The 23,623-nt window shown below is 69.5% G+C and carries 24 protein-coding genes; 7 read left to right on the top strand and 17 right to left on the bottom strand.

Features of this window, described 5'->3' with window-relative positions; genetic code table 11:
• Window position 1: 1 nt before the first annotated feature.
• The gene (locus ACIO3S_RS09405; RefSeq protein ID WP_201451036.1) at window positions 2-538 is read right to left on the bottom strand and encodes an MSMEG_0572/Sll0783 family nitrogen starvation response protein; all 537 of its coding nucleotides are present in this window, start codon (window positions 536-538) and stop codon (window positions 2-4) included.
• A gap of 91 nt (window positions 539-629) precedes the next feature.
• Window positions 630-1,454, bottom strand: a complete 825-nt coding sequence (locus ACIO3S_RS09400; RefSeq protein ID WP_400462165.1) for an amidohydrolase family protein — start codon at window positions 1,452-1,454, stop codon at window positions 630-632.
• 138 nt (window positions 1,455-1,592) lie between these two features.
• Between ACIO3S_RS09400 and ACIO3S_RS09395 the strand changes: the two genes are divergently transcribed.
• From ACIO3S_RS09395 to ACIO3S_RS09385, 3 genes are all read left to right on the top strand, one after another.
• Window positions 1,593-3,068, top strand: coding sequence for a SulP family inorganic anion transporter (locus ACIO3S_RS09395; protein ID WP_400462162.1), 1,476 nt, complete (start codon window positions 1,593-1,595; stop codon window positions 3,066-3,068).
• An 80-nt stretch (window positions 3,069-3,148) separates the two neighbouring features.
• Window positions 3,149-3,790 (top strand): hypothetical protein, encoded by a 642-nt coding sequence (locus tag ACIO3S_RS09390; RefSeq protein WP_400462159.1) that lies wholly within the window; start codon window positions 3,149-3,151, stop codon window positions 3,788-3,790.
• A gap of 337 nt (window positions 3,791-4,127) precedes the next feature.
• Window positions 4,128-6,659, top strand: a complete 2,532-nt coding sequence (locus tag ACIO3S_RS09385; RefSeq protein WP_400462157.1) for a LuxR C-terminal-related transcriptional regulator — start codon at window positions 4,128-4,130, stop codon at window positions 6,657-6,659.
• A gap of 69 nt (window positions 6,660-6,728) precedes the next feature.
• Here the strand turns inward: ACIO3S_RS09385 and ACIO3S_RS09380 are convergent, their stop codons facing one another.
• The 5 genes from ACIO3S_RS09380 to ACIO3S_RS09360 are packed head-to-tail and all read right to left on the bottom strand — an operon-like array spanning window position 6,729 to window position 9,221.
• Window positions 6,729-7,403 (bottom strand): HdeD family acid-resistance protein, encoded by a 675-nt coding sequence (locus ACIO3S_RS09380; protein ID WP_400462154.1) that lies wholly within the window; start codon window positions 7,401-7,403, stop codon window positions 6,729-6,731.
• Window position 7,404: 1 nt separating this feature from the next.
• On the bottom strand, window positions 7,405-7,833 hold the full coding sequence (locus ACIO3S_RS09375; protein WP_400462151.1) for a hypothetical protein: 429 nt from the start codon (window positions 7,831-7,833) through the stop codon (window positions 7,405-7,407).
• A gap of 60 nt (window positions 7,834-7,893) precedes the next feature.
• The gene (locus ACIO3S_RS09370) at window positions 7,894-8,439 is read right to left on the bottom strand and encodes a DUF1269 domain-containing protein (RefSeq protein ID WP_400462148.1); all 546 of its coding nucleotides are present in this window, start codon (window positions 8,437-8,439) and stop codon (window positions 7,894-7,896) included.
• Between the two features lie 24 nt (window positions 8,440-8,463).
• Window positions 8,464-8,787: an SHOCT domain-containing protein gene (locus ACIO3S_RS09365; RefSeq protein ID WP_400462145.1), complete on the bottom strand. Its 324-nt coding sequence runs from the start codon at window positions 8,785-8,787 to the stop codon at window positions 8,464-8,466.
• 14 nt (window positions 8,788-8,801) lie between these two features.
• On the bottom strand, window positions 8,802-9,221 hold the full coding sequence (locus ACIO3S_RS09360) for a DUF6325 family protein (RefSeq protein WP_160023933.1): 420 nt from the start codon (window positions 9,219-9,221) through the stop codon (window positions 8,802-8,804).
• Window positions 9,222-9,390: 169 nt separating this feature from the next.
• On the opposite strand from ACIO3S_RS09360, the gene ACIO3S_RS09355 reads away from it, so the two are divergent.
• Window positions 9,391-11,127 (top strand): SulP family inorganic anion transporter, encoded by a 1,737-nt coding sequence (locus ACIO3S_RS09355; protein ID WP_400462141.1) that lies wholly within the window; start codon window positions 9,391-9,393, stop codon window positions 11,125-11,127.
• Here the strand turns inward: ACIO3S_RS09355 and cls are convergent.
• From cls to ACIO3S_RS09340, 3 genes are read right to left on the bottom strand one after another with little or no spacing between them, the layout of a single operon-like run.
• Window positions 11,099-12,577: a cardiolipin synthase gene (gene cls, locus ACIO3S_RS09350; RefSeq protein ID WP_400462139.1), complete on the bottom strand. Its 1,479-nt coding sequence runs from the start codon at window positions 12,575-12,577 to the stop codon at window positions 11,099-11,101. The two genes, ACIO3S_RS09355 and cls, sit on opposite strands and share 29 nt — an antisense overlap.
• A complete protein-coding gene (locus ACIO3S_RS09345) occupies window positions 12,577-13,245 on the bottom strand; it encodes a GAP family protein (RefSeq protein WP_400462136.1) in 669 nt (222 codons plus the stop codon). The genes cls and ACIO3S_RS09345 overlap by 1 nt, the downstream gene beginning before the upstream one ends.
• Before the next feature lie 34 nt (window positions 13,246-13,279).
• Window positions 13,280-14,119, bottom strand: coding sequence for a YhjD/YihY/BrkB family envelope integrity protein (locus ACIO3S_RS09340; protein WP_400462134.1), 840 nt, complete (start codon window positions 14,117-14,119; stop codon window positions 13,280-13,282).
• Window positions 14,120-14,269: 150 nt separating this feature from the next.
• Between ACIO3S_RS09340 and ACIO3S_RS09335 the strand changes: the two genes are divergently transcribed.
• Window positions 14,270-14,470 (top strand): hypothetical protein, encoded by a 201-nt coding sequence (locus ACIO3S_RS09335; protein ID WP_160023938.1) that lies wholly within the window; start codon window positions 14,270-14,272, stop codon window positions 14,468-14,470.
• On the opposite strand, the gene ACIO3S_RS09330 is transcribed toward ACIO3S_RS09335, so the two are convergent.
• Window positions 14,417-15,541 carry an AI-2E family transporter gene (locus ACIO3S_RS09330; protein WP_400462130.1) on the bottom strand — a complete coding sequence of 375 codons (1,125 nt, stop codon included), beginning with the start codon at window positions 15,539-15,541 and terminating at the stop codon, window positions 14,417-14,419. The genes ACIO3S_RS09335 and ACIO3S_RS09330 overlap by 54 nt on opposite strands.
• 183 nt (window positions 15,542-15,724) lie before the next feature.
• On the opposite strand from ACIO3S_RS09330, the gene ACIO3S_RS09325 reads away from it, so the two are divergent.
• Window positions 15,725-18,355: a LuxR C-terminal-related transcriptional regulator gene (locus ACIO3S_RS09325; RefSeq protein ID WP_400462127.1), complete on the top strand. Its 2,631-nt coding sequence runs from the start codon at window positions 15,725-15,727 to the stop codon at window positions 18,353-18,355.
• A 16-nt stretch (window positions 18,356-18,371) separates the two neighbouring features.
• Here the strand turns inward: ACIO3S_RS09325 and ACIO3S_RS09320 are convergent, their stop codons facing one another.
• From ACIO3S_RS09320 to ACIO3S_RS09310, 3 genes are read right to left on the bottom strand one after another with little or no spacing between them, the layout of a single operon-like run.
• Window positions 18,372-18,830, bottom strand: a complete 459-nt coding sequence (locus ACIO3S_RS09320) for a DUF6069 family protein (RefSeq protein WP_350837190.1) — start codon at window positions 18,828-18,830, stop codon at window positions 18,372-18,374.
• 2 nt (window positions 18,831-18,832) lie between these two features.
• Complete coding sequence (locus ACIO3S_RS09315; RefSeq protein ID WP_400462124.1) at window positions 18,833-19,348, bottom strand: DUF1269 domain-containing protein; 516 nt, start codon at window positions 19,346-19,348, stop codon at window positions 18,833-18,835.
• A gap of 4 nt (window positions 19,349-19,352) precedes the next feature.
• The gene (locus ACIO3S_RS09310) at window positions 19,353-19,838 is read right to left on the bottom strand and encodes a DUF1269 domain-containing protein (protein ID WP_160023943.1); all 486 of its coding nucleotides are present in this window, start codon (window positions 19,836-19,838) and stop codon (window positions 19,353-19,355) included.
• A gap of 137 nt (window positions 19,839-19,975) precedes the next feature.
• Here ACIO3S_RS09310 and ACIO3S_RS09305 point away from each other — a divergent pair, with 137 nt between their 5' ends.
• Window positions 19,976-20,176 (top strand): hypothetical protein, encoded by a 201-nt coding sequence (locus tag ACIO3S_RS09305; protein ID WP_160023944.1) that lies wholly within the window; start codon window positions 19,976-19,978, stop codon window positions 20,174-20,176.
• 9 nt (window positions 20,177-20,185) lie between these two features.
• Here ACIO3S_RS09305 and ACIO3S_RS09300 read toward each other — a convergent pair whose 3' ends face one another.
• From ACIO3S_RS09300 to ACIO3S_RS09290, 3 genes are read right to left on the bottom strand one after another with little or no spacing between them, the layout of a single operon-like run.
• Entirely contained in the window at window positions 20,186-21,085 is a 900-nt protein-coding gene (locus ACIO3S_RS09300) for an HAD family hydrolase (RefSeq protein ID WP_400462120.1), read from the bottom strand.
• Window positions 21,082-22,068: a formylglycine-generating enzyme family protein gene (locus ACIO3S_RS09295; protein ID WP_400462117.1), complete on the bottom strand. Its 987-nt coding sequence runs from the start codon at window positions 22,066-22,068 to the stop codon at window positions 21,082-21,084. The genes ACIO3S_RS09300 and ACIO3S_RS09295 overlap by 4 nt, the downstream gene beginning before the upstream one ends.
• Window positions 22,068-23,567, bottom strand: a complete 1,500-nt coding sequence (locus ACIO3S_RS09290) for an arylsulfatase (RefSeq protein ID WP_400462114.1) — start codon at window positions 23,565-23,567, stop codon at window positions 22,068-22,070. Before ACIO3S_RS09290 ends, ACIO3S_RS09295 begins: the two co-directional genes overlap by 1 nt.
• Window positions 23,568-23,623: the final 56 nt, after the last annotated feature.

Raw genomic sequence — 23,623 nt, 5'->3', positions numbered from 1 at the left:
CTCAGAGGTTGTAGGTCGAGTTGATGATGGCGCCCTTGCGGGCGTAGTGGATCAGCGCGTCCTGGACGTCGAGCGGGTGCGAGGGCACGACGCCCTCGATCAGGTCCTCCTCGCGCAGGCCGTGGAGTCCCATCCCGAAGCGGCAGCAGAAGACGGTGCCGCCCTCCTTGATGAACGTCTCGATGGCGCCGTTGGTGTTGAGCTCTCCGGGGAACCCGGCGTCGCCCATCGTCGGGAAGCCGCGGGAGGCCATGCACGCCAGCGTCCCGGGACCGTAGAAGTAGATGGCGGACTCGAAGCCCTTGCGCAGCGCTCGGGTCGCCTGCAGGACGGCGACGAAGCTGACGGAGGACTCGTGCGGGATGCCGTGGACGAGGGTGAAGTAGGTCTCCCCGTCCTCGGCCTGGTAGTCGGGGAAGATCTTGGTCGAGCCGTAGATGTTGGTGCCCGGCTGCTGCGAGGGGTGCGGGATCTCGCCGAGCGACTTGGCCATGTTCTCGGCGATCTGGGCGTCGATGTCAGCGGTGTCAGTGGTCACTGGGGTCTCCATGAGAGGTGGAAGGGGCGATGCGGGTGGTGGGGGCGAGCTCGTCGTCCTTGACGAGTGGCCGGCAGTCGGGCTGCCGGTCTCAGCCGTAGAGGGCTGAGAAGTTGTGGTGGAAGAAGGCGTCGGCGAGCTCACCGTCACCGGCTGCGGCGGCAAGCCGGGCATGCTCGCCGGCGAAGTCACCCCAGGGCGCGTCGGTGGCGAAGAGGATGCGGTCGTGCCCGACGCCACGACGCTCGATCTCCTGGACCAGCCAGGACGGCGCGAAGCCGATCGCCCAGCTGGTGTCGGTGTAGACCTGCATCCCGGCCTCGATCCAGTCGAAGAGCCGGCCACCGATGAGCTTCATGTGGCCGCTCATCCCGCCGCCGAGGTGCACGAGATGGAGACGTACGTCCCGGGCGTAGCGCTCCACGAGCGTGCCGATCTGGTCGACGTCGGAGGCGGCGCCGGGTGACGTGTGCACGTGCACGGTCAGGTCGTGCGCACGGGCGGTGGCGAAGACCTTGTCGAGCTGCTCGAGGCACTCCGGGTCGGTGGGATGACCGCCGAGCAGGAAGCTCGTCTTGAGCGCGGCCACGCCCTCCTCGCCGGCGAGGGCGAGGGCTGCGTCGTTGCGGGCCGAGTCGGTGGCCTTGGGCGAGACCCACAGGCCGCACCGGATCCGGTCGTCGCTCTGGGCCGCCTCGATCGCCAGGGCGTTGAGGTCGAAGGCCGCGTCCGGGTCGGGCACGCCGTAGTTCGGCAGCACCAGCGCCCGCTCGATCCGATCGGCGTCGAGGTCGGCGACCAGCTCCATCACGGTGCCGCGCGCGGTGACGTCGGCGGTGATCGCCGGGCCTCCGTAGAACGGGTACGCCGGCAGCTGGCCGATGTGGCGGTGGGCGTCGTGGAGGGGCTTGGTCATGGCATCAAGCCTTCGGCCCAGCCGTTTCGAACTGGTTACGTCTGGAATACGGAACCCGTTTCGGTTCGTAAGTTCGAGGTAACCGCCTCACCCGAGTCAGGGGAGGCGACCGCGCGCCGGTGGCGCTGGGATGGTGCGGTGCTGACCTGGCTGCGCGAGCGGATCACTCTGCCTCGCCACCTCTTCGATCGGCGTACGGCCCGGCGCGATGCCGCTGCCGGCGCCGTGCTCGGCATCGAATCGGTCCCGGACGGCCTCGCCAGCGGTCTCCTCGCCGGGGTGAACCCGGTCGCGGGGCTCTACGGCTACCTGTTCGGGCTCGCCGGAGGGGCGCTGTTCACCGGGACCGCCGCGATGGCGATCCAGGGCACGGGAGCGATGGCGATCATCGTCGCCGACGTGGACCTCGACGCCTACGACGACCCGGTGCGAGCACTCGCCACCGGACTCGTGGTGGCGGTCGCCGCCGGCTCCGCCTTGGCTGCCCTGCTCAACGCGCTGGGCAGCGACACCGTGGCGCTGGTCGCCGACGTCGCCGAGGTCCCCGGCTCGCTGCCTCTTCCGGTGTTCCCCGACCTGTCGGCCACGATCGACCTGCTGCTTCCTGCCGCCGCGCTCGCGTTCGTCGGGCTGGTCCAGGGCGCCGGGGTCTCGGCAGGCTTCCCGAACCCGGACGGCACCACCCGTCCCTCGCGCGACTTCATCGGCCAGGGAGCGGGCAACATCGCCTCCGGCCTCTTCCGCGGCGTACCCGTGGGCGGGTCGATGTCGGCCACCTCACTGGTCGTCGGCGCGGGCGCCCGGAACCGGTTCGCGCTCCTCGTCGCGGCCGCCGTCATGGCCGCCGTCATCGTTCTCTTCGCCGGCGTCGTCGAGCTCGTCGCCATGCCGGCCCTCGCCGGACTGCTGATCGTGGTCGGTGTCAGCACCGTCAAGCCGGCCAAGCTGATCGCGGTCGGCAAGACCGGGCCGGTGCCGCTGACTGTGATGCTGACGACGCTGGTGCTCACCCTGCTGATGCCGTTGCAGTACGCCGTGCTGGTCGGGGTCGGGCTGTCGGTGCTGCTCTTCGTGATCGGGCAGTCCTCCCGCCTGGTGACGCGCCGGCTGGTGATGGGGGCCGACGACCGGGTCATCGAGACCAACCCTCCGAGGAGCCTCGGCGAACGCGAGGTCGTGGTGCTCCAGCCGTACGGGCCGATCTTCTTCGCCACCGCCAGCTCGCTGCGTTCGCAGATGCCCGACCTGACGCCGGCCTCCCGCAGGTCGGTGGTGATCCTGCGGCTGCGTGGCGCGGACGACGCCGGCGCCACGCTGCTGGAGGTGCTGGGGACGTACGCCGCCGGGCTCGGCGACCTCGGCAGCAGACTGGTGATCGTCAGCGACAACGAACGGCTGGTGCGACAGCTGCAGACCGACGACACCCTCGGCTCGGCAGGCTCCGTCTACCAGGGCACCGCCGTGATCTGGGAGGCCACCCGGGAAGCCTACGAGGATGCCGTCGCCTGGGTGGCCCAGGACGAGGAGTCCAGCGACCGGGAGCGGCGCTCCGCCGGGCGCACCTACCGCGACCCGCACGAGGGCGACTGGCCACCGGACCAGATGGCCCTCTAGACCTCGCTGTTCGCACGGATCGGCTCGTTCACCCCTTTCCGGCGATCACCGACACCTCCCGGCGTATGCACCCTGGGATCGTGACGACCACTGCGGCCCCTGAGCACTCGCGTACGGACTGGCGCGAGCTGATCGCGATCCTGCTGCTGTCGGTGACGGCGATCCTGACCGCCTGGACCGGCTTCCAGGCCAGCAAGTGGAGCGGCGCCATGTCGATCTCCTTCTCGCAGGCATCGACGAACCGGATCGCGGCCGCTCGGTTCGAGGCCACGGCCAACCGCAAGCTGTCGGTCCAGGTCGCCCTGTTCACGCAGTGGCTCGAGGCGTACCAGAGCGGCGACACCGAGCTCACCGAGTTCCTCCAGGCGCGCTTCCCCGAGCCGCTGGCAACGGTCTTCCCGGCTTGGCTCGACGCCCGGCCGCTCAAGGATCCCGACGCTCCCGCCACGCCGTTCGACATGAAGGCGTACGTCATCCCCGAGTCCGTTCAGGCCAGCGCCGCCGACCGCAAGGCCGACGGCAAGTTCACCCAGGCGCTCCGCAACAACCAGCGCGGCGACAACTACACCGTCCTGACCATCGGATTCGCCACGGTGCTCTTCTTCACAGCCCTCTCCGAGCGGATGCGCCGCCGCAGCGCCCAGTGGACGCTGCTCTGCCTCGGCGGCGTGGGCTTCGTGCTGCTGGCAGTCGTACTCCTGACGTTCCCGAAGTTGATCTGACTCCCGGTCACCTGAAATAGGTGATCCTTCGCGGTCTTTCGCCATTTACTTTGAGAAGCATCGCGGGAAGTCCGAACGACTACGCCTGGCTCACCGACGGCGCGGTGCCGCTCATCAGCACACTCCCCCCAAACGAGCGCACGACGCCGGCGTGGCATCTGAGCTCTGACCGAGGGGAGGGGTTGTGCAGCACAGCAGGCCGGCGCCCGCTACAGACCCGACGACAGCAGGACCCGCACCGAAGCCACGCCCTGAGGCGGCAACGGCGGTGATACCCACACCGAGGGACGGTGATGGCGCCGCCAGCGCCCCGTGGCCTCGCCTCCCGAGGGTCTACGTGCCGCGCCGCTCGCTGTGGGCCGACCTCGACCGCTCCGCCGATGCCGCGATCACGCTGCTCATCGCCCCCGCCGGCGCCGGCAAGACCCTGGGGGTCGCCGGATGGCTGCGGCAACAGAGCGGCGATGGCCCTCCACGCGCACAGCGCTGGGTGGACGCCGACGGCACGATGACCCCCGATCAGCTCTCCGGCATGATCGACGACGCCGCAGAGGGCACGCCCCGTCGCATCGTCATCGACGACGCACACCTGCTTCGCGCGGCCACGCACCGGATGCTCAACGAGCGGCTCAACGACGATCCCGACTCCATGCGCCTGGTGATGATCAGCCGTTGGGACCTGCCCTTCACCAGGCTGGTGCCGGAGCTGCTGGGCAACTTCGCGGTCGTACGAGGCAATGTGCTGCAGCTGAGCGACGTCGAGGCCGAGGCGCTCATCGTCGAGCACGCCCGCACCGATTCCAGGCCCGTCATCGACGCCATCGTCCAGCAGGCCCGCGGCTGGTGCGCCGCCGTCGTCCTCGCGGCCCGGTCGGTCCACGCCGGCCCTCCGGGCAGGGCGGGCGAGACCGCTTTCGAGGACGGAACCGTGGGTCTCGGAGACCGGGTGGCGAGCGAGGTGTTCGCGTCACTGTCCGCACGCGCGAGGCATCTGCTGCTGTGCACAGCTGCCGAGACGGTCGTGACCGCCAGGACCGCCGCCCATCTCTCCCAGGACCCGAGCGCCGGGGAGACGCTGACCGATCTGGAGAGCACCGGGCTGCTGGTGACCCGCGCGGTCCCGCTCGTCCCCGTCGCCCACGGCGAGGAGGCCTACCGGATCCACCCGCTGCTCGCCGAGGTCGTACGCCGCAGGCTGGTCGCCGGCGGAGTCGACGTCGCCCGGGCACAGTCGACCGTGGTGCGCGCTGTCCGGATCGACCGGACGCGCGGCGAGGCGCCGGGCGCGCTGCGGCGGCTCGAAGCGGTCGGCGCCCACGAGGAGATGGCGGTCGTACTCGCCGACGACGGCGTCAAGACGGCGATGCGCGGTGACGGCGACCGCCTCGGTCCCTTCGCGCGCAACCTCGCCGAGCACGTCGAGACGACTCCGAGGGCCTGGTTCGCACTCGCGGTCGAGGCCTGGCTCGACGGCGACATACCCGAGGCAGAGCACTGGCTCGACCGCTGTCTGGCTGAGCCGGCGGCGATGTCGGAGGAGGAGCTCGCCTGCATCGGGCTGATGCGGGCACGGCTCGGCCTCGAGCCCCTGCAGGCCGCAGCCGACCGGGCCGACGAGGTGGTCCGCGGCAGACACGGCACCGGCGGCGAGGCCGACGTCCTGCCGCAGCTGCTCACCGAGCTCGGCATCACCCAGAGCTGGCTCGGTCAGCTGCTGGAGGCGGAGCAGAGCCTCACCTCGGCGATCGGGCTGGCCCGCACCTGGGACGTGCCGGCGGTCGGGGCCGATGCCTCCAGCCATCTGGCGATGACCCAATACATGCTGGGTCGCGAAGCGGCCTGCGGAGAGATCGCGGACGAGGCCGCCACCCTGCTCGAGCGAGCCGACGGAGGCCGGCCTCACGGCGCCCGCAGCGACTTCACCCGCACCCGGACGGCGCTGGCCGCAGCCCTGGCACGCACCGCACGGCTCCCGTGGCTCGAGCTGGCGTCCATCCCGGACGCGAAGCTCCATCCCGCGGACCTGTGCACCCGGTTCTGGATGAGGCTCCGGGAGGCACACGTCACCTTGTCCGGCCACTCGGTCGTACGCGCCCGCCAGATCCTCGGCGAGCCGTTGGACCTGCCCGGCGCCTTCCGGCTGCCGGACCACCTCCAGGTCACTCTGCTGCTCAACCGGGCCGAGCTGGCCGCGCTGGCGACCGACCGGCGTTCGCTGAAGTCCGTGGAGGCCGAGCTCACCGAGCGCGGGATGAACGGCGAGGCGGCCCTGGCCAGAGCGCTGCTCGCCGACCTCGACGGAAACCGGCGACTCGCCGCGGACCACTTCGACACCGCCGCCCAGCAGGCGGGGTGGTCCCAGCCGATGACCCGAGGGGTCGCGCTCGTCGGGCGCGCGGAGCTGCTCCACGAGCTGGGGGACGTGGACGCGGCGGCCGAACAGCTCCAGCAGGTCGCGATCGAGACCGAGGTGCGCCAGAACGCGATCCCGTTCCTCGGCTGGACCCGACAGGGGACGCCGGTGCAGACCATGCTGGGACGGTTGCCGGCGCTCCGGCCGCATCGCTGGGTCAGCCGGATCTCGGCCGGCATCGCGGACATGTCCAGCCTGACGACGTACTTCGACCAGGGCACGCCCCGTCCGACCGAGGCGGTCGACGAGGCCGCCGGGCCGCTCCCGGGCCTGAGCGCCAGGGAGCGGGACGTCCTTCGTGAGCTCGCTCGCGGATCGACGTACGCCGACATCAGTGCCGCGCTCTACGTCTCCGAGAACACGGTGAAGACCCACGTCAGCAGCCTGTACGCCAAGCTCGGCGCCTCACGGCGCAGTCAGGCGCTGGCCGTGGCGCGGAGCCTGAACCTCATCTGACGATCTCCGCGCGATCTCAGGTCGGACCCGGCCGAGGCGATCGAGCTCGCTCTCGGCCGGGTCCGAACTTCAGCTCTTGGCCTCGGAACGGAGCCGGAAGGCCATCACGACGGCGATGATGCCGACGACGATCAGCCACACGCAGGAGATCACCAGGAGTGCACCGAGGGACAGCTCCGGGTTGATGAGCAGCACGGCACCGGCGAGGACCGTGATGGCCCCGGCGGTGATGTCCCACATACGTCGCCCAGGGGCCGGCCTGAGGACGGCGCCGATGATGTCGACGATGCCCCCGATGACCCACCAGACCCCGAGCAGGATGGTGACGATGAGCAGCGTCTGGACCGGGTCACGCAGGAAGAGCAGGCCGACGACGATCGCCAGCGCCCCCGAGAAGCCGACGACCGCTCGCAGGCCGCCCTCCATGGAGCTGCCGGCCACGGCGGCGATGATGCGGAACAGTCCCGACACGATGATCTGGATCGCGATGATCACCGCGACGACGACGAGCGTCTGCTTCGGCCAGACCGCCAGGATGACGCCGAGTGCGGTGGTGACCAACCCATAGGTCAGGACCAGGCCCCAGTAATCCCCGAGGCCCTCGAACACCGACCCGGAGCCGACACGACGCTCCGGAGCAGGCGTGGCCAGGCTCGGATCCGGTCCGGCACCCGAGCTCCGTACGTCGGGTCCCGGAGGCTCCGAGCCGGTGACGTCGGAGCCCGGGATGTCGGAGCTGGCCATGTCAGAGCTCGTCTCCGCTCGACATCAGCTGCGCGAGCGACCAGATGACGAAGATGTAGAGCGCCAGCATCGCGAGTGCCCACCACGGGTAGTAGGGCATGAACGCGAACGCGGAGATCGAGCCGATGACCGCGATCACGATGCCGGAGATGCGGGCCCACGTCTGTCCGAGGAGCAGGCCGATGCCGACGGCTACCGCGATCGCCCCCAGGACGATGTGGATCCAGCCCCAGGCGGTGAGATCGAACTGGTAGACGTAGTCGACGCCCTTCACGTAGACCGTGTCCTCGGCCACGGCAGCGATGCCGGACAGGATCTGGAAGATGCCTACGGTCGTGAGGATGGTGCCTGCGAAGATCGCGCCGGAGAAGGCGAAGGCGGTCTTGACCGGAGTGTCGTAGCCTCCGCCTCGTGGTGTGGTGGTGCTCATGATGAGTACTCCCTGTGGTCGTGAGCGGTTTTCTCGTCGACCGCTTCAGTGGACGTGAAGTTAGGCCGCTTCAGCCCCGGCGGGCTCACCCGCAACGGGCGATCCTCCGACGCCGAAGACGTCGCGCAGTGCTGTTTCCTGGCCATCGGTCAGGTCGGTGAAGATCGGGTCGGACGGCAGTCGCCCTCCGAGGGCGTCCCTGACCGAGTCGACGACGCTGTCCGTGGTCAGCACGAACAGGGCCGAGGTCCCGGGGGTGACCCGGTCCCGGACCCGGTTGATGAAGCCGTCGTCGATCCCGACGGCGCTCAGCGCGTCCGAGATCAGCCCGGTGGCGGTGCCCAGGGCGGCGCCGAGCAACGGCACGAAGAAGATGAAGCCGAGCAGAAGCCCCCAGAAGGAGCCGCCCAACGCTCCCCCGCCCGCGTCCGTGGCCGGATGCAGCTCGATCGTCCTCAGCTTCGTGGTGCTCGACGGCCAGGAGAGCACCGCGGCGTCGTGGAGGTCGATGAGGCCCTCGCCAGCCAGCCCCTCCAGCGCGTACATGGTCTCCTCGGCGCCCTCAGGTGTGTCGAACCTCCACACCGTCAGGGTTCCTGTCGACATGTCCTCCCCCGCTCCTGATGTCCGTCAGCCGAGCAGCTGCTGCTTTGCGGCTGCGAACTCCTCGTCGCTGAGCACTCCTTGGCTGTGCAGCTCACCCAGCTGGGTCAGCTGCCCGATCAGGTCGCCCTGCGCCGGCGCCGCCGGAGCGGGCGGCGCAGCAGCCTGTGGAGGCGGCTGGGCCGCTGCGTACTGCTGTTGCTCGTAGGCCTGCGCCTCGGCCTGTTCCTGGGCCTTGGCCGCCTGTCGGCGGTTGACGGCGTTCGAGGTGGCGGTGGCGGTACCGGCGATGACGGCCGTACGTGCGGCGGCACCGATGAGACCGGGCCGGCCCATACGTCTGCGCAACATGGCGTGTCTCCTCTCTAGCGGGCGGCGGATGCGAAGGCGACGTCGACGTCCTCGGGCGGCACGCGCAGGAACAGCTCCACCTCGGCACCGACGTTGCGGATCTGACTGACGGCCTCCCGCGCCCAGACCTGCTCGTAGACGACCGCGAGGCCGGCCCGACCAGGCTCGAGGGCGGTGGCGAACGTCTCGATGTCAGAGTCGCTGAGCAGGTCGTTGGCATCGATCTGGAGCCCCGCCAGCTCTGCGGGCAGGCCCTCGGCCTCTTCCAGGTCAAGGGCCCGGAAGCTGCCGCCGGCGTCCTTGGACATCAGCACGCAGTCGATGATCCGGATCACTCCGCTCTCGACCGGTTGCCGCAGTACCGCCGCGAGGTCGCCGAGCTCGACGTCCTCCGACATCGAAAGGAACAGGATCTCGACCGGGCCGCGTTCCATCGTGCCTCCCACCTATCGCACGCCTGCCGGGGCGGCAGGACGGTTCCGACGCTAGGTCGCTCCGCGCCCGTGCTGATCACCCGCATCGGGTGACTTGGGCCGGGTGACCGGAGCCTCACCCCTTCCGGGCGATCCGAGAACGGACCCCGGCGTAGCAGCCTCACCGATCGTGGCCAGACTCATCGCGCCGTCCTTCAGCGGCTACTCGCCGTCCTGGGTCAGGTCCGACATCCTCGCCGGGCTCACGGTCTGGGCCGTGCTCGTACCGGAGTCGTTGGCGTACGCCACCATCGCCGGCGCGCCGCCGGTCGTGGGCCTCTACGCGGCCGTGCCGGCGCTGGTGCTCTACAGCCTGCTCGGCTCCTCGCGTCATCTGATCGTCGCGCCGATGTCGGCCACCGCGGCGCTCTCGGCCGGGATCGTGGCGGACTTCGCGTCCGGTGGAGCCGACGTCGTCGCGCTCACCGTCGGGCTGGCCATCGCGACCGGGATCGTCGCGCTCATCGCCGGCCTGCTGCGGCTGGGGTTTCTGGCAGCGTTCATCAGCGAGCCGGTCCTACGTGGCTTCATCATCGGGCTCGCGCTGACGATCATCATCGGACAGCTACCGTCGCTGGTGGGCGTGGAGAAGGGCTCGGGCAACTTCTTCGAGAAGGCCTGGGACCTGCTGCGCCAGCTCGGTGACGTGGATGCCCTGACCATCGCCATCGGGGTGGGCAGCCTCGCCGTCCTGCTCCTCCTGCGGCGGCTGGTACCGCTCCTTCCCGCCTCGCTGATCGTGGCGCTGGTCTGCATCGGGCTCACCGCCCTGCTCGGCCTCGACGAACGCGGGCTCGCCATCGTGGGACACATCGACGCCGGCCTGCCCGCCATCGGGCTTCCGGACGTGTCGGCTCCCGATTTCCGCGACCTCCTCGCGGCCGCCGTCGGCGTGATGCTCGTCGGGTTCGCCGAAGGCCTGGGCGCCGCGAAGACGTATGCGGCCAAGAGTGGCTACGACATCGACCCGAACCGCGAGCTGCTCGGCCTGGGCGTCTCCAACCTGGGCGCCGGCCTGGCCAGCGGCATGGTGGTCAACGGCTCGCTGTCCAAGACCGCCGTCAACGGCTCGGCCGGGGCGAAGTCGCAGCTCTCGGCGGTGACCGCCGCAGTGCTCACACTGCTCACCCTGCTGTTCATGACCAAGCTCTTCGCCGACCTTCCCGAGGCCACCCTCGCGGCGATCGTGATCGCCGCGGTGATCGAGCTCGTCGACATCTCCGCGCTGCGCCGGCTGTGGCGGGTCCGGACCGGACAGGTCACCAAGATCTACCAGATCAGCGCCCGCGCCGACTTCGTCGGCGCCGTCGCAGCGCTGATCGGCGTGCTCGTCTTCGACACCCTGCCCGGTCTCGTGATCGGCATCGCCGCCTCGGTCGTCCTGCTCATCGCGCGGACCTCGCGGCCACACATCGCGCCACTGGCCCCGGTCGAGGGCACCGATGACGACGGTGCGTCCGCGCACCCGGGGCTGTGGGTCGACCAGAGTCGCAATCCGGCGTACGCAGGGGTCCCGGGTGTGCTGGTGGTCAGGGTCGAGGCGCCCCTGCTGTTCGTCAACGCCGACTTCGTACGCGAGCGGGTCCGCGAGCTCGCCACGGACGTGCCGGACCTTCGACTGGTCGTGCTGGACGGCCGGGCGACGCCGTCGATCGACGTCACCGCCACCGAGATGCTGACCCAGCTGCGTGCCGACCTACAGCGTCTCGGCGCCGACCTGACGCTCGCCGGCGACGTGGGCCAGGTACGCGACGTCCTGACCGAGGCCGCCGAGGAAGGCCCGCCGCTGGTCTACCCCACCGTCGAGGCCGCCCTAGCGGCGGCGACCCAGGAGCGGGCTACTGAAGAGCCGCCGTCAGGCGCATGACGTTGTCGACGTACGCGGCCATGTGCCCGCGCCGCGACCATGCCTCGATGCTGAGCTCGCTCGACCTCTCCCGGTAGTCGTCGAGCACGCTCTGCAGGTTGTCGACCACCTGCTCGCTCTCGATCTGCACGATGACCTCGTAGTTGAGTGCGAAGGAGCGGTAGTCCATGTTCGAGGACCCGACGACGGCGATCGTGTCGTCGACCGTGAAGAACTTGGTGTGGAGGACGTACGGCGCCGGGTAGAGCCGGATCCGGACGCCGGCGTCGAGGAGGTCGGCGTAGTAGGAGCGCTGAGCGTGGAAGACCATGAACTGGTCGGCGCCCTCGTTCACGAACAGCTCGACCTGGACACCCCGCTGAGCGGCGGTCGTGACGGCGTAGAGAAGCGACTCGTCCGGCACGAAGTAGGGGCTGACCAGGCAGATCCGCGAATGCGCGCCGTAGATCAGGGTGTTGAACAGACGTAGGTTGTTCTCGGTCACGAAACCGGGTCCGCTCGGGACGACCTGGCATGCGACGTTCTCGGCGGCTCGTTGCGCCCGCTGCAGCTCCAGGGGCTCGCGCGGCAGGAGCAGGTCCCGGATGCTCTCGGCGGTCTCGGCGTACCAGTCGGTCGCGAAGACGACCGCCAGGTCCCGCACCGCGGGCCCCTCGATCCGGATCATCAGGTCGACCCACTTGCGCCCCGCCTTGTGGTTCTTCGGCTTGTTGTAGCCGGGCTCGATGAGGTTCTGCGAGCCCGCGAATGCCACCACGCCGTCGACGACGAGGATCTTGCGGTGGTTGCGCAGGTCCGGACGGCGGAGCTCACCGCGCAGGGGGCGGACGGGCAGCATCGGCGCCCACTTGATGCCGGAACCCTCGAGCCGCGACAGCATGTCCTGGTGGCCGGGGATGCCGCGCGAACCGAGGTGGTCGAAGAGGAAGCGTACCTCCACCCCGCGGGCGACAGCGTCGACGAGTGCGTCGAAGAAGTCGCTGGTGTCCTCGTCCCAGGCCGAGATGTAGAACTCGACGTGCACGAACCACTTCGCGCTGCGTACGGCCTCGGTCATCGCCGCGAACGTCCGGGCGTAGTCGGGGTGGACCTCGACCCGGTTGTCCCCGGTCATGGGCAGCGATCCCAGGCGCTCGTTGAGCCGCACGGCGCCGACCGAGGGGCCCGCTGGAGCCGTCTGTGCCGCCGGGTCGTACCTGATCTCGGCGCTGACCAGGTCGTTGACCTGCCGCTGCCATGCCCGGCGCTTGCGGCCGACGCTGGTGCTCCCGAAGAGCAGGAACGCGAGCAGACCGAACGCGGGCAGCGCCAGGATGAGGAACAGCCAGGCCAGGCCCGTGGACGGCTTCCGGCCGCCGGGGATGACGCCCAGGGCCACCACACAGACGGTGATGTGGGCGGCGACGAGTGCTGCGCTGACGAGGCTCGCGACCCAGGTGGATGTGTCCATCAGAGCGACCCCACTCCGTCGCCGACCATCTTGACCCCGAGCACGACGAGGAGAACCGTCATGATGGTCGCGTTGTTGGCGATCATCCAGGCCTTGATGCCCTCCAACAGCCGGGCTGCGCGCTCGCCGGCCAGCAGGTAGATGCCGAACGGCACCAGCACGCCGAGGCTGGCGACGACCGTGAAGACGGCCATCGCCACGATCCGTTCGCTGGTCACCGCTGTCGCCGTCGCGATCGTGCTGGCGGCCGAGACCACGAGCAGCAGGTTCTTGGGGTTGACCGATCCCAGAAGTACGCCCGTGCCGAACGCCTTGAACGCGTTGAACTCGTCGAGCGCCGCCATCCACGACGGGGTCGGCGCGGTCTCTCCCTCCTCCGGCCTGCCCTGCCAGCTGCGTACGGCGAGCAGGAGGAGCAACGCTCCGAGGACGATCTTCAGCAGAGCGGCCCAGGTCGGGGTCTCCGCCTCTCCCGATCCGGCCGCACCGACGAGCAGGGCGACGAGCGTTCCGAGCACGAAGATGCCCGCCAGCCACCCGGCGACGAAGGCCGCCCCGTTGGAGCTGGCGTGGCCGCTGACCAGCATGAGTACCAGTGCGACGATCGGCATGGGGCTGACGAGCACTCCCACGGCGATCGGCAGAGACTCGCCTATTGCTTCGCCCATGGTCCGACTTCAGCGCAGGCCGGCTCCGCCGGCCTCACCTTCTCCGGGTGAGAAGCCCACGCACCCGCTGCACGAACCAAGTGATGACCGGGTCCTCGACGAGCAGCCGCCCGAGCAGCGCACCGCCGACGATGATCCCGCCGAAGCCGATCAGCCAGGTCGAGAGCGCAAGGATCACGCCCAGCATGCCGAACTGCTCGGCGTTCGACTCGACGTACACAGGCATCAGCCACGCCGAGCCCCGGCTGTAGAGGACCTGCACGACACCGGTCAGCACCGCGCCCGGGAGCAGCAGCCATCCTCGGGTGCGTCCGAACAGCAGCACCCAGCCGGTCCCCCACCACACGGCGATCGCGCCCACGGCCTGGAGCAGCGGCCGGAGCAGGTCCCCAGGGTCGGTGATCAGGTTGACGACCGCGTTGACCAGCCCGAGACAGGCCAGCCAGACGGCGACCCAGAGCAGGCAGCGACCGGCTCCGCGCACGCCTCCGACGTGCTCCTGCTCCCAGACCCGCTCGAGCATCCGCTGCACGGCACGGCCGAAGGACGTCGCCGACAGGATCGTGATCGCCAGGCCCACCGCACCGGTCTCGGAACGCACCTGGTCCAGATCCACCTCTCCGGAGACCTGCTGGACGGCCTCGTCGCCGAGGCCGGTGACATGCGAGACCTGTTGCAGCGCGGCTTCGGTGAGGTGGGGCAGGAAGGCCGCGAGCACGACCAGCATCGGCACCATGGCCAGGAGCGCCTGGGCGGCGATCAGCATGCACCGGTCGATGAATTCGATCCGAATGATCTCTGTGGCCAGCTTCCGCAGCAGGGGGACGTGGGCGACCAGGGTCTCCACCCGGCCCCGCAGGGCAGCCACGTTCACGTGAGCAGTGTTCCCCGAGGCACGACGGCTCACCCTCGCCCGTTTCCGGTGACCGCTCCGGGCGCCCGCCCGCTTACCTTGATGAGACCACCGTCCAAGGCCACTCTCTGGAGCCAACGTGAACGGACACCTGATCGGCGTGATGCGCTCATGACCCGGATCCTCATCCGGGTGGGCTCGTCGGTGTCGGACGACGTCCTCGAGACGTTCCCTCACCTGACCCGGGCCACGCAGCCGGCGACGACGACCCTGGTCGGTGACCTCGCGGACGCCAAGGAGCTGCAGGGGGTGCTGGACCTACTCAGCTCCCTGGGGGTCGACGTCATCGAGATCGTCACCATCCCCGAGTAGCTCCACCGGGGCGCTTCCCGCGATCAGCGGCATCAGCCAGCTCTTCTCCGGATCGGCCTCCACGAAGACCGCGCGCACGAACAGGCTGAACGGGACCGCCATCACGGCACCGATCGGACCCATGACCCAGGACCAGAAGATCAGTGACAGGAACGTCAGGGTCACCGAGAGACCCACCGCCTCACCGACGACCTTCGGCTGGATCACCGACTGGATCACCACGTTCAGGAGGCAGTAGACGGCGATGACCGCGAGCATCAGCGAGAGGTCCTCGTCCAGCAGCGCCAGGATCGCCGGTGGAATCAGGCCGATGACGAAGCCGATGTTCGGGATGTAGTTGGTCAGGAACGCGAGCAGTCCCCACACCAACGGCGCCGGCACGCCCAGCAGGTAGAGGGCCAGCGTGTCGAGGGCGGCGACGATCAGGCCGAAGACCGTCGAGACGAGCAGGTAGCGACGCGTCCCGACCGCGAACGAGGACAGGGCACCGACGAGGCCCGGGCGCCGGCGGCTGATCGAGGCGAGCTGGCGCGGCAGCGCCGTGGCGTCGATGGCCATGAACAGGCACAGGGCCAGGATGAAGACCACCGTGGACAGCACCCCGAACATCCCGTTCAGAGCACCGGAGACCACGGACAGCAGGTTCGAGAGGTCGAACGACTCGACGATCTTGAGCACCTCGTCAGTGCCGATACCGACCTTGGTGAGCCAGTCGGTCAGCTCCTCGACCTGCTCCGCGGCGACACCGCTGTAGGTGCTGAGCAAGGTCGCGAAGCGAGCCACCGCGAGGAGCACGCACACGCCCAGACCAACGACGCCGACGATGACCGCGATGATGGAGAGGGTGGTGGCGACACCGGCCGGGAGACGCCGCGCCAGCCAGTTCCGGGCCGGGTGGACGACGATGGTCAGCACCATCGCGAGGAACAGCGGCCCGAGGATGCTGCTGGCTGCCTGCAGCCCGGCCACGAGGATCACCACCGCAGCGGATCCGAGCAGGACCGCCAGGACCCTGAACTGCGGTGGCCAGCCCGTGGCCGGCTCTTCCGGGCTCTGTGTCCTGGGGCTCACCCAACCATGGTCTAGCCCGTCCGGCCCGCCTGTATCACCCGATAGGGGTGAGCGCGACCACCCGACTGGGCGTATCCCCTACCCCGCATACGGGCCCTTTGACTCCTTACTTCACCGAAGAGCCGCTGATTGGATGGTTGCCGGTAAAGACTTGTCGGAGATGCGAGGAGCGTTCGTTTGCGAATGTTGAACACCGGTTCTCGCGCCTACGTGGCGGCGACAAGGCTGCACGTTCCCCGGATACTGCCCACGTTCGTCAGCCGGGCCCGGTTGGTCGAGGATGCCGTCGGGCAGTGCGGGTTCACCCTGGTCTGCGCCCCCGCGGGCTACGGGAAGAGCATGCTCGTGGCCGATTGGGCCACCCGAGCCGCCGCCCGAGATGAGCCGGTGGCCTGGTTGTCGCTGCACGAGCAGGACGACAGGCCGTACGAGTTCTGGTCGGCGCTGATCGAGGCCCTCGTCCTGGCCGGACTGCCCGGAAGGACCGAGCAGCTCGACGGGTTGACCCCGCCCGCGCAGGGGACCGAGCCGAGGTTCGTCACGAAGGTGATCGAGTCGCTCCTGGTCGCCGGGGTGCGCTGGATCGTGCTGGACGACGTACATCTGCTCCACGACACCGAGGTCCTGCGCGGGCTCGACATCCTCCTCGCCGACCTGCCGCCCGAGGTGGGGATGGTGATGGCGGGCCGGTCCGAGCCGTCGCTCACCCTCCACCGGCTGCGTCTCGATGGGTCGCTCTCGGACGTACGCGGCAAGGACCTCGCCTTCACCGACGTCGAGGCGCTGGAGCTGTTCGCGGCCAGCGGCCTACCGATGACGGCCGACGCGATCTCGAATCTCGTCGGCCTGACCGAGGGCTGGGCCGCCGCGCTGCGGATGGCGGTGCTCGCGGCCATGGTCGGTGGGGACGATCCTGCCTCGGTCGTCGCGGCCTTCGACGGCGATGTCCGCACGGTGATCGAGTACGTCCTGACCGAGGTCGTCCACCGGCTCGACCCGGAGCTGGTCGAGTTCCTCTACGCCACCTGCGCTCCCCACCACCTGTCCATCGATCTGGCTGCCCACCTCTCCGGCAGACCCGACGCCGGTGCCCTGCTCGACCGGCTTTGCGCGGCGAACGCGCTCGTCGGCCAGTCGGGCGACTCCGGGTGGTACCGCTACCACGCCTTGCTGCGGAGCTGCCTGCTCGCCGCTCTGGCCCGACGCGACGTCGAGGCGCCGGCACGCCAGCACCGGGCCACCGCCCTCTGGCTCGACTCACACGGCGAACCCGCGACCGCGCTGCGGCATGCGGCGCGGGGCGGCGACCAGGACCTGCTCGACGCCCTGCTCCGCGCGAACGGACTCCAGATGATCCTCTCCGGCCGCGGCGATCTCGTCCGCGCGGCCATCACATCCCGCGATTCGCCGGTCACCGACCATCGGGTCGCGGTCATCGCCGCCCTGGCGGCGCTGGACGTGAACGACCTCCCTGCGGCCGACGATGCGCTGAGTGCGGCGTCGGTCGACGATCCGCCGTCCGACCCGACGTACGCAGCGATGCTCGCCGCGGCTGTCGTCCAGCGGGCCCTCGCCGGGGGCGACGTCGTCGCGGCCCTGCAGGACAGCGCGATCCTCGACATCGCCACGACCGGAGACAGCGACGTCAACCTGGTCCTCCTCTCCCAGCGCGGACCCGCCCGAATGCGCGCCGGCGACTACCTCGGAGCCATCGACGACCTCGAGCAGGCGCTGGTGCTGGCCCGCAGCCGTCGCTATGACCAAGTCGTGCTCGAGACCATGTCGCAGCTGTCCGGGATGACCGGCGCCATGTGCGACTTCCAGGCTGCCCTCGACTGGTCCGACCAGGCCATCGCGTTCGCCACCCAGCATGGATGGCGAGACTCGCCGCGGCTCGCTCACTCCTACCTCGTCGCCGCGTGGACCGCCTTCCAGACGGGCGACGGCCAGGGACAGCTGGAGTACGCCGAGCTCGGCATGCGAGCGCTGGACGGGGTGAACGACGCCGAGGTCGGGCTCGCCATACGCGGCATGCACGCACTGGCGACCTTCGAGGCCACGGTAGGTCCAGACCGCGCTGCGGCCGCCGAGACCTTCCGGCGGCTCTCGCAGCTCGACGCCGCTCACCATGTCTCTCCTGCGGCGATCAGTGCCAGCACACCACAGGAGATCAGGATGGCCCTCGCCACCGGCAACGAGAGCTGGGCTGGAGAGATCGCGGCACGTGTGCGCGACCAGATGCCCGGCAGCGCCGAGAGCACGATTCCGGAGGCGCAGATACTCGCCGCCGCCGGACGGACCCGCGACGCGCTGACCGAGCTCGAGCCGGTGCTCGACGGGACCCGCCCGGCCCACGTACCGACGACCGTCGTCTACGCGCAGGTGCTGGCAGCGGCCCTGGAGTCGTCCATGGGCAATGACGTGCGCGCGTTCGACGTACTCAGGAAGGCGCTCGAGTGGGCGGTCCCCAACAACTTCCGCCGGCCGTTCATCGACGTGTGGCCACATCTGGAGCCGCTGCTGTCCAGGAACCGCTCGCGGTTCGGTCCCGCCGAGGGCTTCGTCGCGGCCCTGCTCGCCCATCACGCCGAGCAGGCCGACCCCGCCACGGGGGTGATCGACACGCTGCTGAGCGCGCGCGAGATCGACGTGCTCCACGACCTCCCCTCGCGGCTGACGATCCCCGAGATCGCGAAGGCCGAAGGAGTCAGCGAGAACACCGTGAAGACGCACGTACGCTCGATCTACCAGAAGCTGGGCGTGAACACGCGGTCGGCAGCGGTGCGCGAGGCACGCGGGCGCGGCCTGATCTGAGACCGCCCGCAAGAGGTCACCGGATCTCGGGGACGGTCGCGCTCCGAGCGACCGTCGAGACCAGGGACCCGATGGCGATCCCGATCACCAGGTTGATCAGCATCGTGACGAGCTTGGTGTCCAGACCCGCGTCGGAGGTGAACGGCCACAGCGCCGCGATGACGGTGGCCAGGCCGACGATCCACCCGAAGAAGGTCCGCGGCTGCGGCGTGGTCAGGAGGAGGATGTGGGCGACGGCCGTGGCCAGCAGCCCGGCGATCGCTGCCCAGACGGCGTACCACCACGTCGAGGCATCTCCCCAGACCCCGTCGCCCTCGGGGGCCAGGATGGGTACGTCGAAGATGCCACGGGCGATCACGATGCCGGCGACCGCGAGCAGCGCGGCCACGACCGCGGCGGCGGCACCGCCGGCCCAGAGCCGGCCGGCGTTCACCGTGGGCTGCAGTCGTCGGGTGGGAGGTTGGTTCATCGCCATGATCAGTCTCCGTCGTCAGTCGGTTCTGTGGTCTCGGCGCGGAGGATCTCCTTGAGCTCCTCGGCGACCGCCTCGTCCAGCTCGGCGTAGACGAGCGTCGGGTTTCCGTGCTTCATGGCCGCGGCGACCGCGTCCGGGTCCCCGTCGCTGCTCAGCACGACGAGTGCGGACTTGCCGGGCCCGAGATGGCCGGTGACCTCGGTGAGCAGTTCGTCGCCGATCCCGGCCTGTCTCAGCCGTTGAACCGCGGCCGCGGACGCCGCCCCCACAACGGCGCCCGCGACCGGGTTGAACACGAGGATCCCGAGAAGACCTCCGAGCAACGAGCCCTTGGCTGCGGCGCCCGTCGTACGGTGGCGAAGATGGCCGATCTGCGGCTCATCCGCTCCTGGGAACCAGGTGAGCGTGATGGCGTCATGGACAGTGAGCGCACCACGCTCCTGCAGGTCCTGGAGCCAGACCTCGGCGTCTGAAGCGCCCATGATCCGGTCGTAGACCCACGCGGTCAGGCTGGCCATGACGTCACTCGGCGAAGACCTCGCGCAGCGCGTTCTCCTGCTCACTGCTGAGGTTGGTGAAGATCAGCTCCCCCTCGTGGCCCTTCATCGCCTCGTGCACCTTGTCGACCACCGCGTCGGAGGTCATCAGGAACAGTGCCGAGGTGCCGGGGGTGACCTGGTCGCGGACCTTGTTGATGAAGGTGTCGTCGATGCCCACGTCGGTCAACGATCCGGTGAGGGCGCCGGTCGCGGCGCCGACCGCTGCACCCAGCAGCGGGACGAAGAAGATGAGTCCGAAGAGCATGCCCCAGAACGTGCCGCTCATCGCGCCCATGGCCTTGGTGCTGGTCAGCTGCTTGGTCTTCGGCTTGTTCTTGCCGACCTCCCAGTGCACGGTCGCGGCATCCTCGAGGATGATGAGATCCTGCCTGACCAGCTCCTCGAGCTTCTTCACAGCTTGGTCTGCGCCGTCGGTCGTGTCGTACTTCCATACCGTCAGGGTCGCCATCTCACGTCCTTGCTGTCGTTGACTGCGTTCGTCATCGACCATCCCGGCGCTGCGTGCGGACAGCATCACCCGAATTCGGTGAACCCTGGTGCTGAAGTGATTCGTAGCGTGCGGTACGTGAGCAGTCGAGGAAGACCATGACGAGGGTCCTGATCAGGGTGAACGGTGAGCTCTCCCGTGAGCTCCAGAAGGCGTTCCCGCAGCTGGCCGTCCAGGCGCATCACGAGCAGTCGACGCTCACCGGCGAGGTCCCCGACCAGGAAGCGCTGCAGGGTGTCCTGCACGCGCTGCGGGCCGATGACATCGACGTCATCGAGGTCGTCACCATCCCCGACTGACCCGGCGGTTCAGTCGAAGATCGTCTCCCAGTCGCGGGCCATGCTGATCACGGTCCAGCCGAGCCGGGCCCCGACGTCGGTGATCGGCTCGGGCTCGGTGAACGTCTGTGCGGTGCTGACGTAGGAGAACTCGCGCTCGGCGTCGTCGTGGTCGACGAGCAGCGCGAGCGTCGGGCCGTCGCCGGCGGCCGCCCACTCCAGCATCTCCCGGTCGCCGCCGGAGTTGCCGACGGCGAGGATCGGGCGCCGTCCCAGCTGGGTCTGGATGTTCGACACCTTGGCGGTGCCCTCGTTGGCGGCACCGACCAGGCGTGCGGACCGGCTCAGGCGCGGCGGGGCCGGGGCGTAGTCGTACTCGATGAGCGTGCCGACCACCGCCTCCGGCGGCACTCCGTAGAGGTCCTGGCTGATGGCGCGGACGAACTCGGTCCCTCCCCCGGTCACGACGGTCACCGAGAAGTCACGGCGCCGCAGCTCGGCGATGAGCTCGAGCATCGGTACGTAGGTGCAGCTCCGATGCGGCCGCCCGAGGGTCGGGTGGTCGGCGCGAGCCATGAACTCGCGGGTCCGCGCGGTGAAGTCCTGGGGCGAGAGGCCGACGAAGAGGCCGGTGAGCGCCACCGCGATCCGCTCCAGCCCGATGTCTCCGATCGCCTGCTGGTCACCCGAGAGTAGGGCCGCGAACTCCGGTTGCTCCTTCACCGACGGGTCGGCCGCAACGCTGGCGCGCAGGGCGTCGACGAAGAAGTCGAACTGGACGTACGTGGGGCGCTCGCACCACAGGGTGCCGTCGTTGTCGAAGCAGGCCATCCGGTCGGCCACGGGCACCTCGTCGGCGGCGTCGAGGAAGGCCAGGACGGCGTCGCGGGTGGCACCCGGGCGCCAGGACGGCAGCAGGTGCTCGGTCACGGTGTCTCCTTCTGTTGCTGGGTCTCGGGGCGGCGTACGCATCGGAAGCCCAGATGGCTGGTGCCGGTGTCGACCATCTGCGGGCGACGTGCCGCGGGCCGGTAGCGCAGGCAGTAGGTGTCGGCGCACAGGTGCGAGCCGCCCTTGACGACCTTGCGGGCGATCCGGAACTGGGGCTGCGCGGGATCGAGGCTCTGCTCGGCGTCGCCACCGCGCGGGTTGACGGGTACGCAGCACGGCTTCGCGACCTCGTCGGGGTGCCGGTCGGTCCACCAGTCGCTGGTCCACTCCCACACGTTGCCGGCCATGTCGAAGAGCCCGAAGCCGTTGGCCGGGAAGCTTCCGACCGGGGACGTGCGGGAGAAGCCGCTCTCCCGGGTGTGCCGCCACGGGAAGTCGGGACCGTCCCAGGTGTTGGCCATGATCCGGCCCTCCGGGCGCGGCTCGTCGCCCCACGTGAAGGCCGCTCCTTCGAGACCGCCGCGGGCGGCGTACTCCCACTCGGCCTCGGTGGGCAGGTCGGCGCCGGCCCAGGAGGCGTACGCCAGGGCATCCTCCAGCGCGACGTGGACGACCGGGTGGTCCGGCCGGCGTTTGACCGAGCTGCCCGGTCCCTCCGGCGCCGACCAGCACGCCCCCGGCGTCCAGGTCCACCACTGGCTGACGTGCCGGAGGTCGACCGGCCCGGGTGTCGGGGTGAAGACGAGCGAGCCCGGCTGCAGGTTCTCCGGCGGCGCGTCGGGGAAGTCTGCCGGGTCGACCGGCCGCTCGGCGACGGTGACGTAGCGGGTCTTGCGTACGAATCTCGCGAACTGCTCGTTGGTGACCTGGTGCGCGTCGATCGAGAACGCCCCGACCCGTACGCGGTGGGTCGGAGCCTCCTCCGGATAGTGGTCGTCCGACCCCATGGTGAAGGTGCCGCCGGGCAGGTCGACGAGCGGGTGCCTGGAACTGGGCTTGATGGCGATGGGCTGGCTGGTCATCAGCTGCTCGGCATGCCGGCTTTGAGCTTCTCCATCAGCTGGTCGACGCTGAACGTCGCCGGCGTCTGCCGGGGCGGGAACTCGACCAGCGAGGACAGCATCTGCGCGACGTACGTCTGAGCCGGGATGAGCAGCCAGGCGTGGTCGAGCATCCAGTCGAAGTAGGTGTTCGACGTGCCCTCCGCCTTCTCGAACGGGTCCAGACGCAGGTTGTAGATCTTGGGGGCTCGCAGCTCCACCAACGGGTCCAGCCAGATGGCCAGCGTCCCGGTCCGACGCTGCTCGAGGAAGATGAACTTCCAGTTGTCGAACCGCATGCCCGCGAGATCGCCGTCGTCGGTGACGTAGAAGAAGTGCTTGCGCGGGCTCTCCTCGGCCTCGCCGGTGAAGTAGTCGAGCTGGTTGTGGCCGTCCAGGTGGACCTTGTACGTCGTGCCGGCCAGCTCGGTCCCGGTCTTGAGCCGGTCGGCGACGTCGGTGTCCCCGGCGGCGGCGAGCAGCGTGACGAACCAGTCGTTGTGGCTGACGATCCCGTTGCGTACCTCGCCCGCGGGGATGCGACCGGGCCAGCGGACCATGGCCGGGACCCGGTAGGCGCCCTCCCAGTTGGAGTTCTTCTCGTTGCGGAACGGGGTCATGCCGGCGTCGGGCCAACTGTTCATGTGCGGGCCGTTGTCGGTGGAGTACATGACGATGGTGTTGTCGGCCAGACCGTTCTCGTCGAGGAAGTCCAGGACGGACCCGACCAGCTCGTCGTGGTCCATCATCGTGTCGTGGTATTCGGACTGCCACCGGCCGGCCCTGCCGCGGCTGCCGTCCTTGACGTGGGTCCGGAAGTGCATGTGGGTGGTGTTGAGCCACACGAAGAACGGGGTGTCGCTCGAGCTGGCGTCGGTCATGAACCGCAGCGCCTCGGGCACGATCTCGTCGTCGATCGTCTTCATCCGCTCCTTGGTGAGCGGACCGGTGTCTTCGATGCGCTGGGTGCCGTCGTCGTTGGCCCAGGAGTGGATGACCCCGCGCGGTCCGAACCTCTTGCGGAAGTTCGGGAAGTCCTCCTCCGAGGGGTAGTCGTACAGCTCCGGCTCCTCCTCGGCGTTGAGGTGGTAGAGGTTGCCGAAGAACTCGTCGAAGCCGTGCGCGGTCGGGAGGAACTCGTCGCGGTCTCCGAAGTGGTTCTTGCCGAACTGCCCGGTCGCGTAGCCCAGCGACTTCAGCGCCGTCGCGATGGTCGGGTCCTCCGCGCGCAGACCGAGGTCCGCGCCGGGCATGCCGACCTTGGTCAGGCCCGTGCGGTAGGGGTTCTGCCCGGTGATGAACGCCGCCCGCCCCGCCGTACAGCTCTGCTCGCCGTAGGAGTCGGTGAACCGGATGCCCTCGGCTGCGATCCGGTCGATGTTCGGGGTGCGGTAGCCCATCAGCCCGTCGCTGTAGCAGCTCAGGTTGCTGATGCCGATGTCGTCGCCCCAGATGACCAGGATGTTGGGCTTGTCGGACATGGAACCTCCTCGTGTCTGTGCTCGGAGGCTAGGCAGGCGCTCACGCGGGCGACCTC

Source organism: Nocardioides sp. NPDC087217, assembly GCF_044744805.1.
Taxonomy (GTDB): domain Bacteria; phylum Actinomycetota; class Actinomycetes; order Propionibacteriales; family Nocardioidaceae; genus Nocardioides.
The sequence above is the reverse complement of the archived record's forward strand: the minus strand, read 5'-3'. Positions and strand labels throughout refer to the sequence as shown.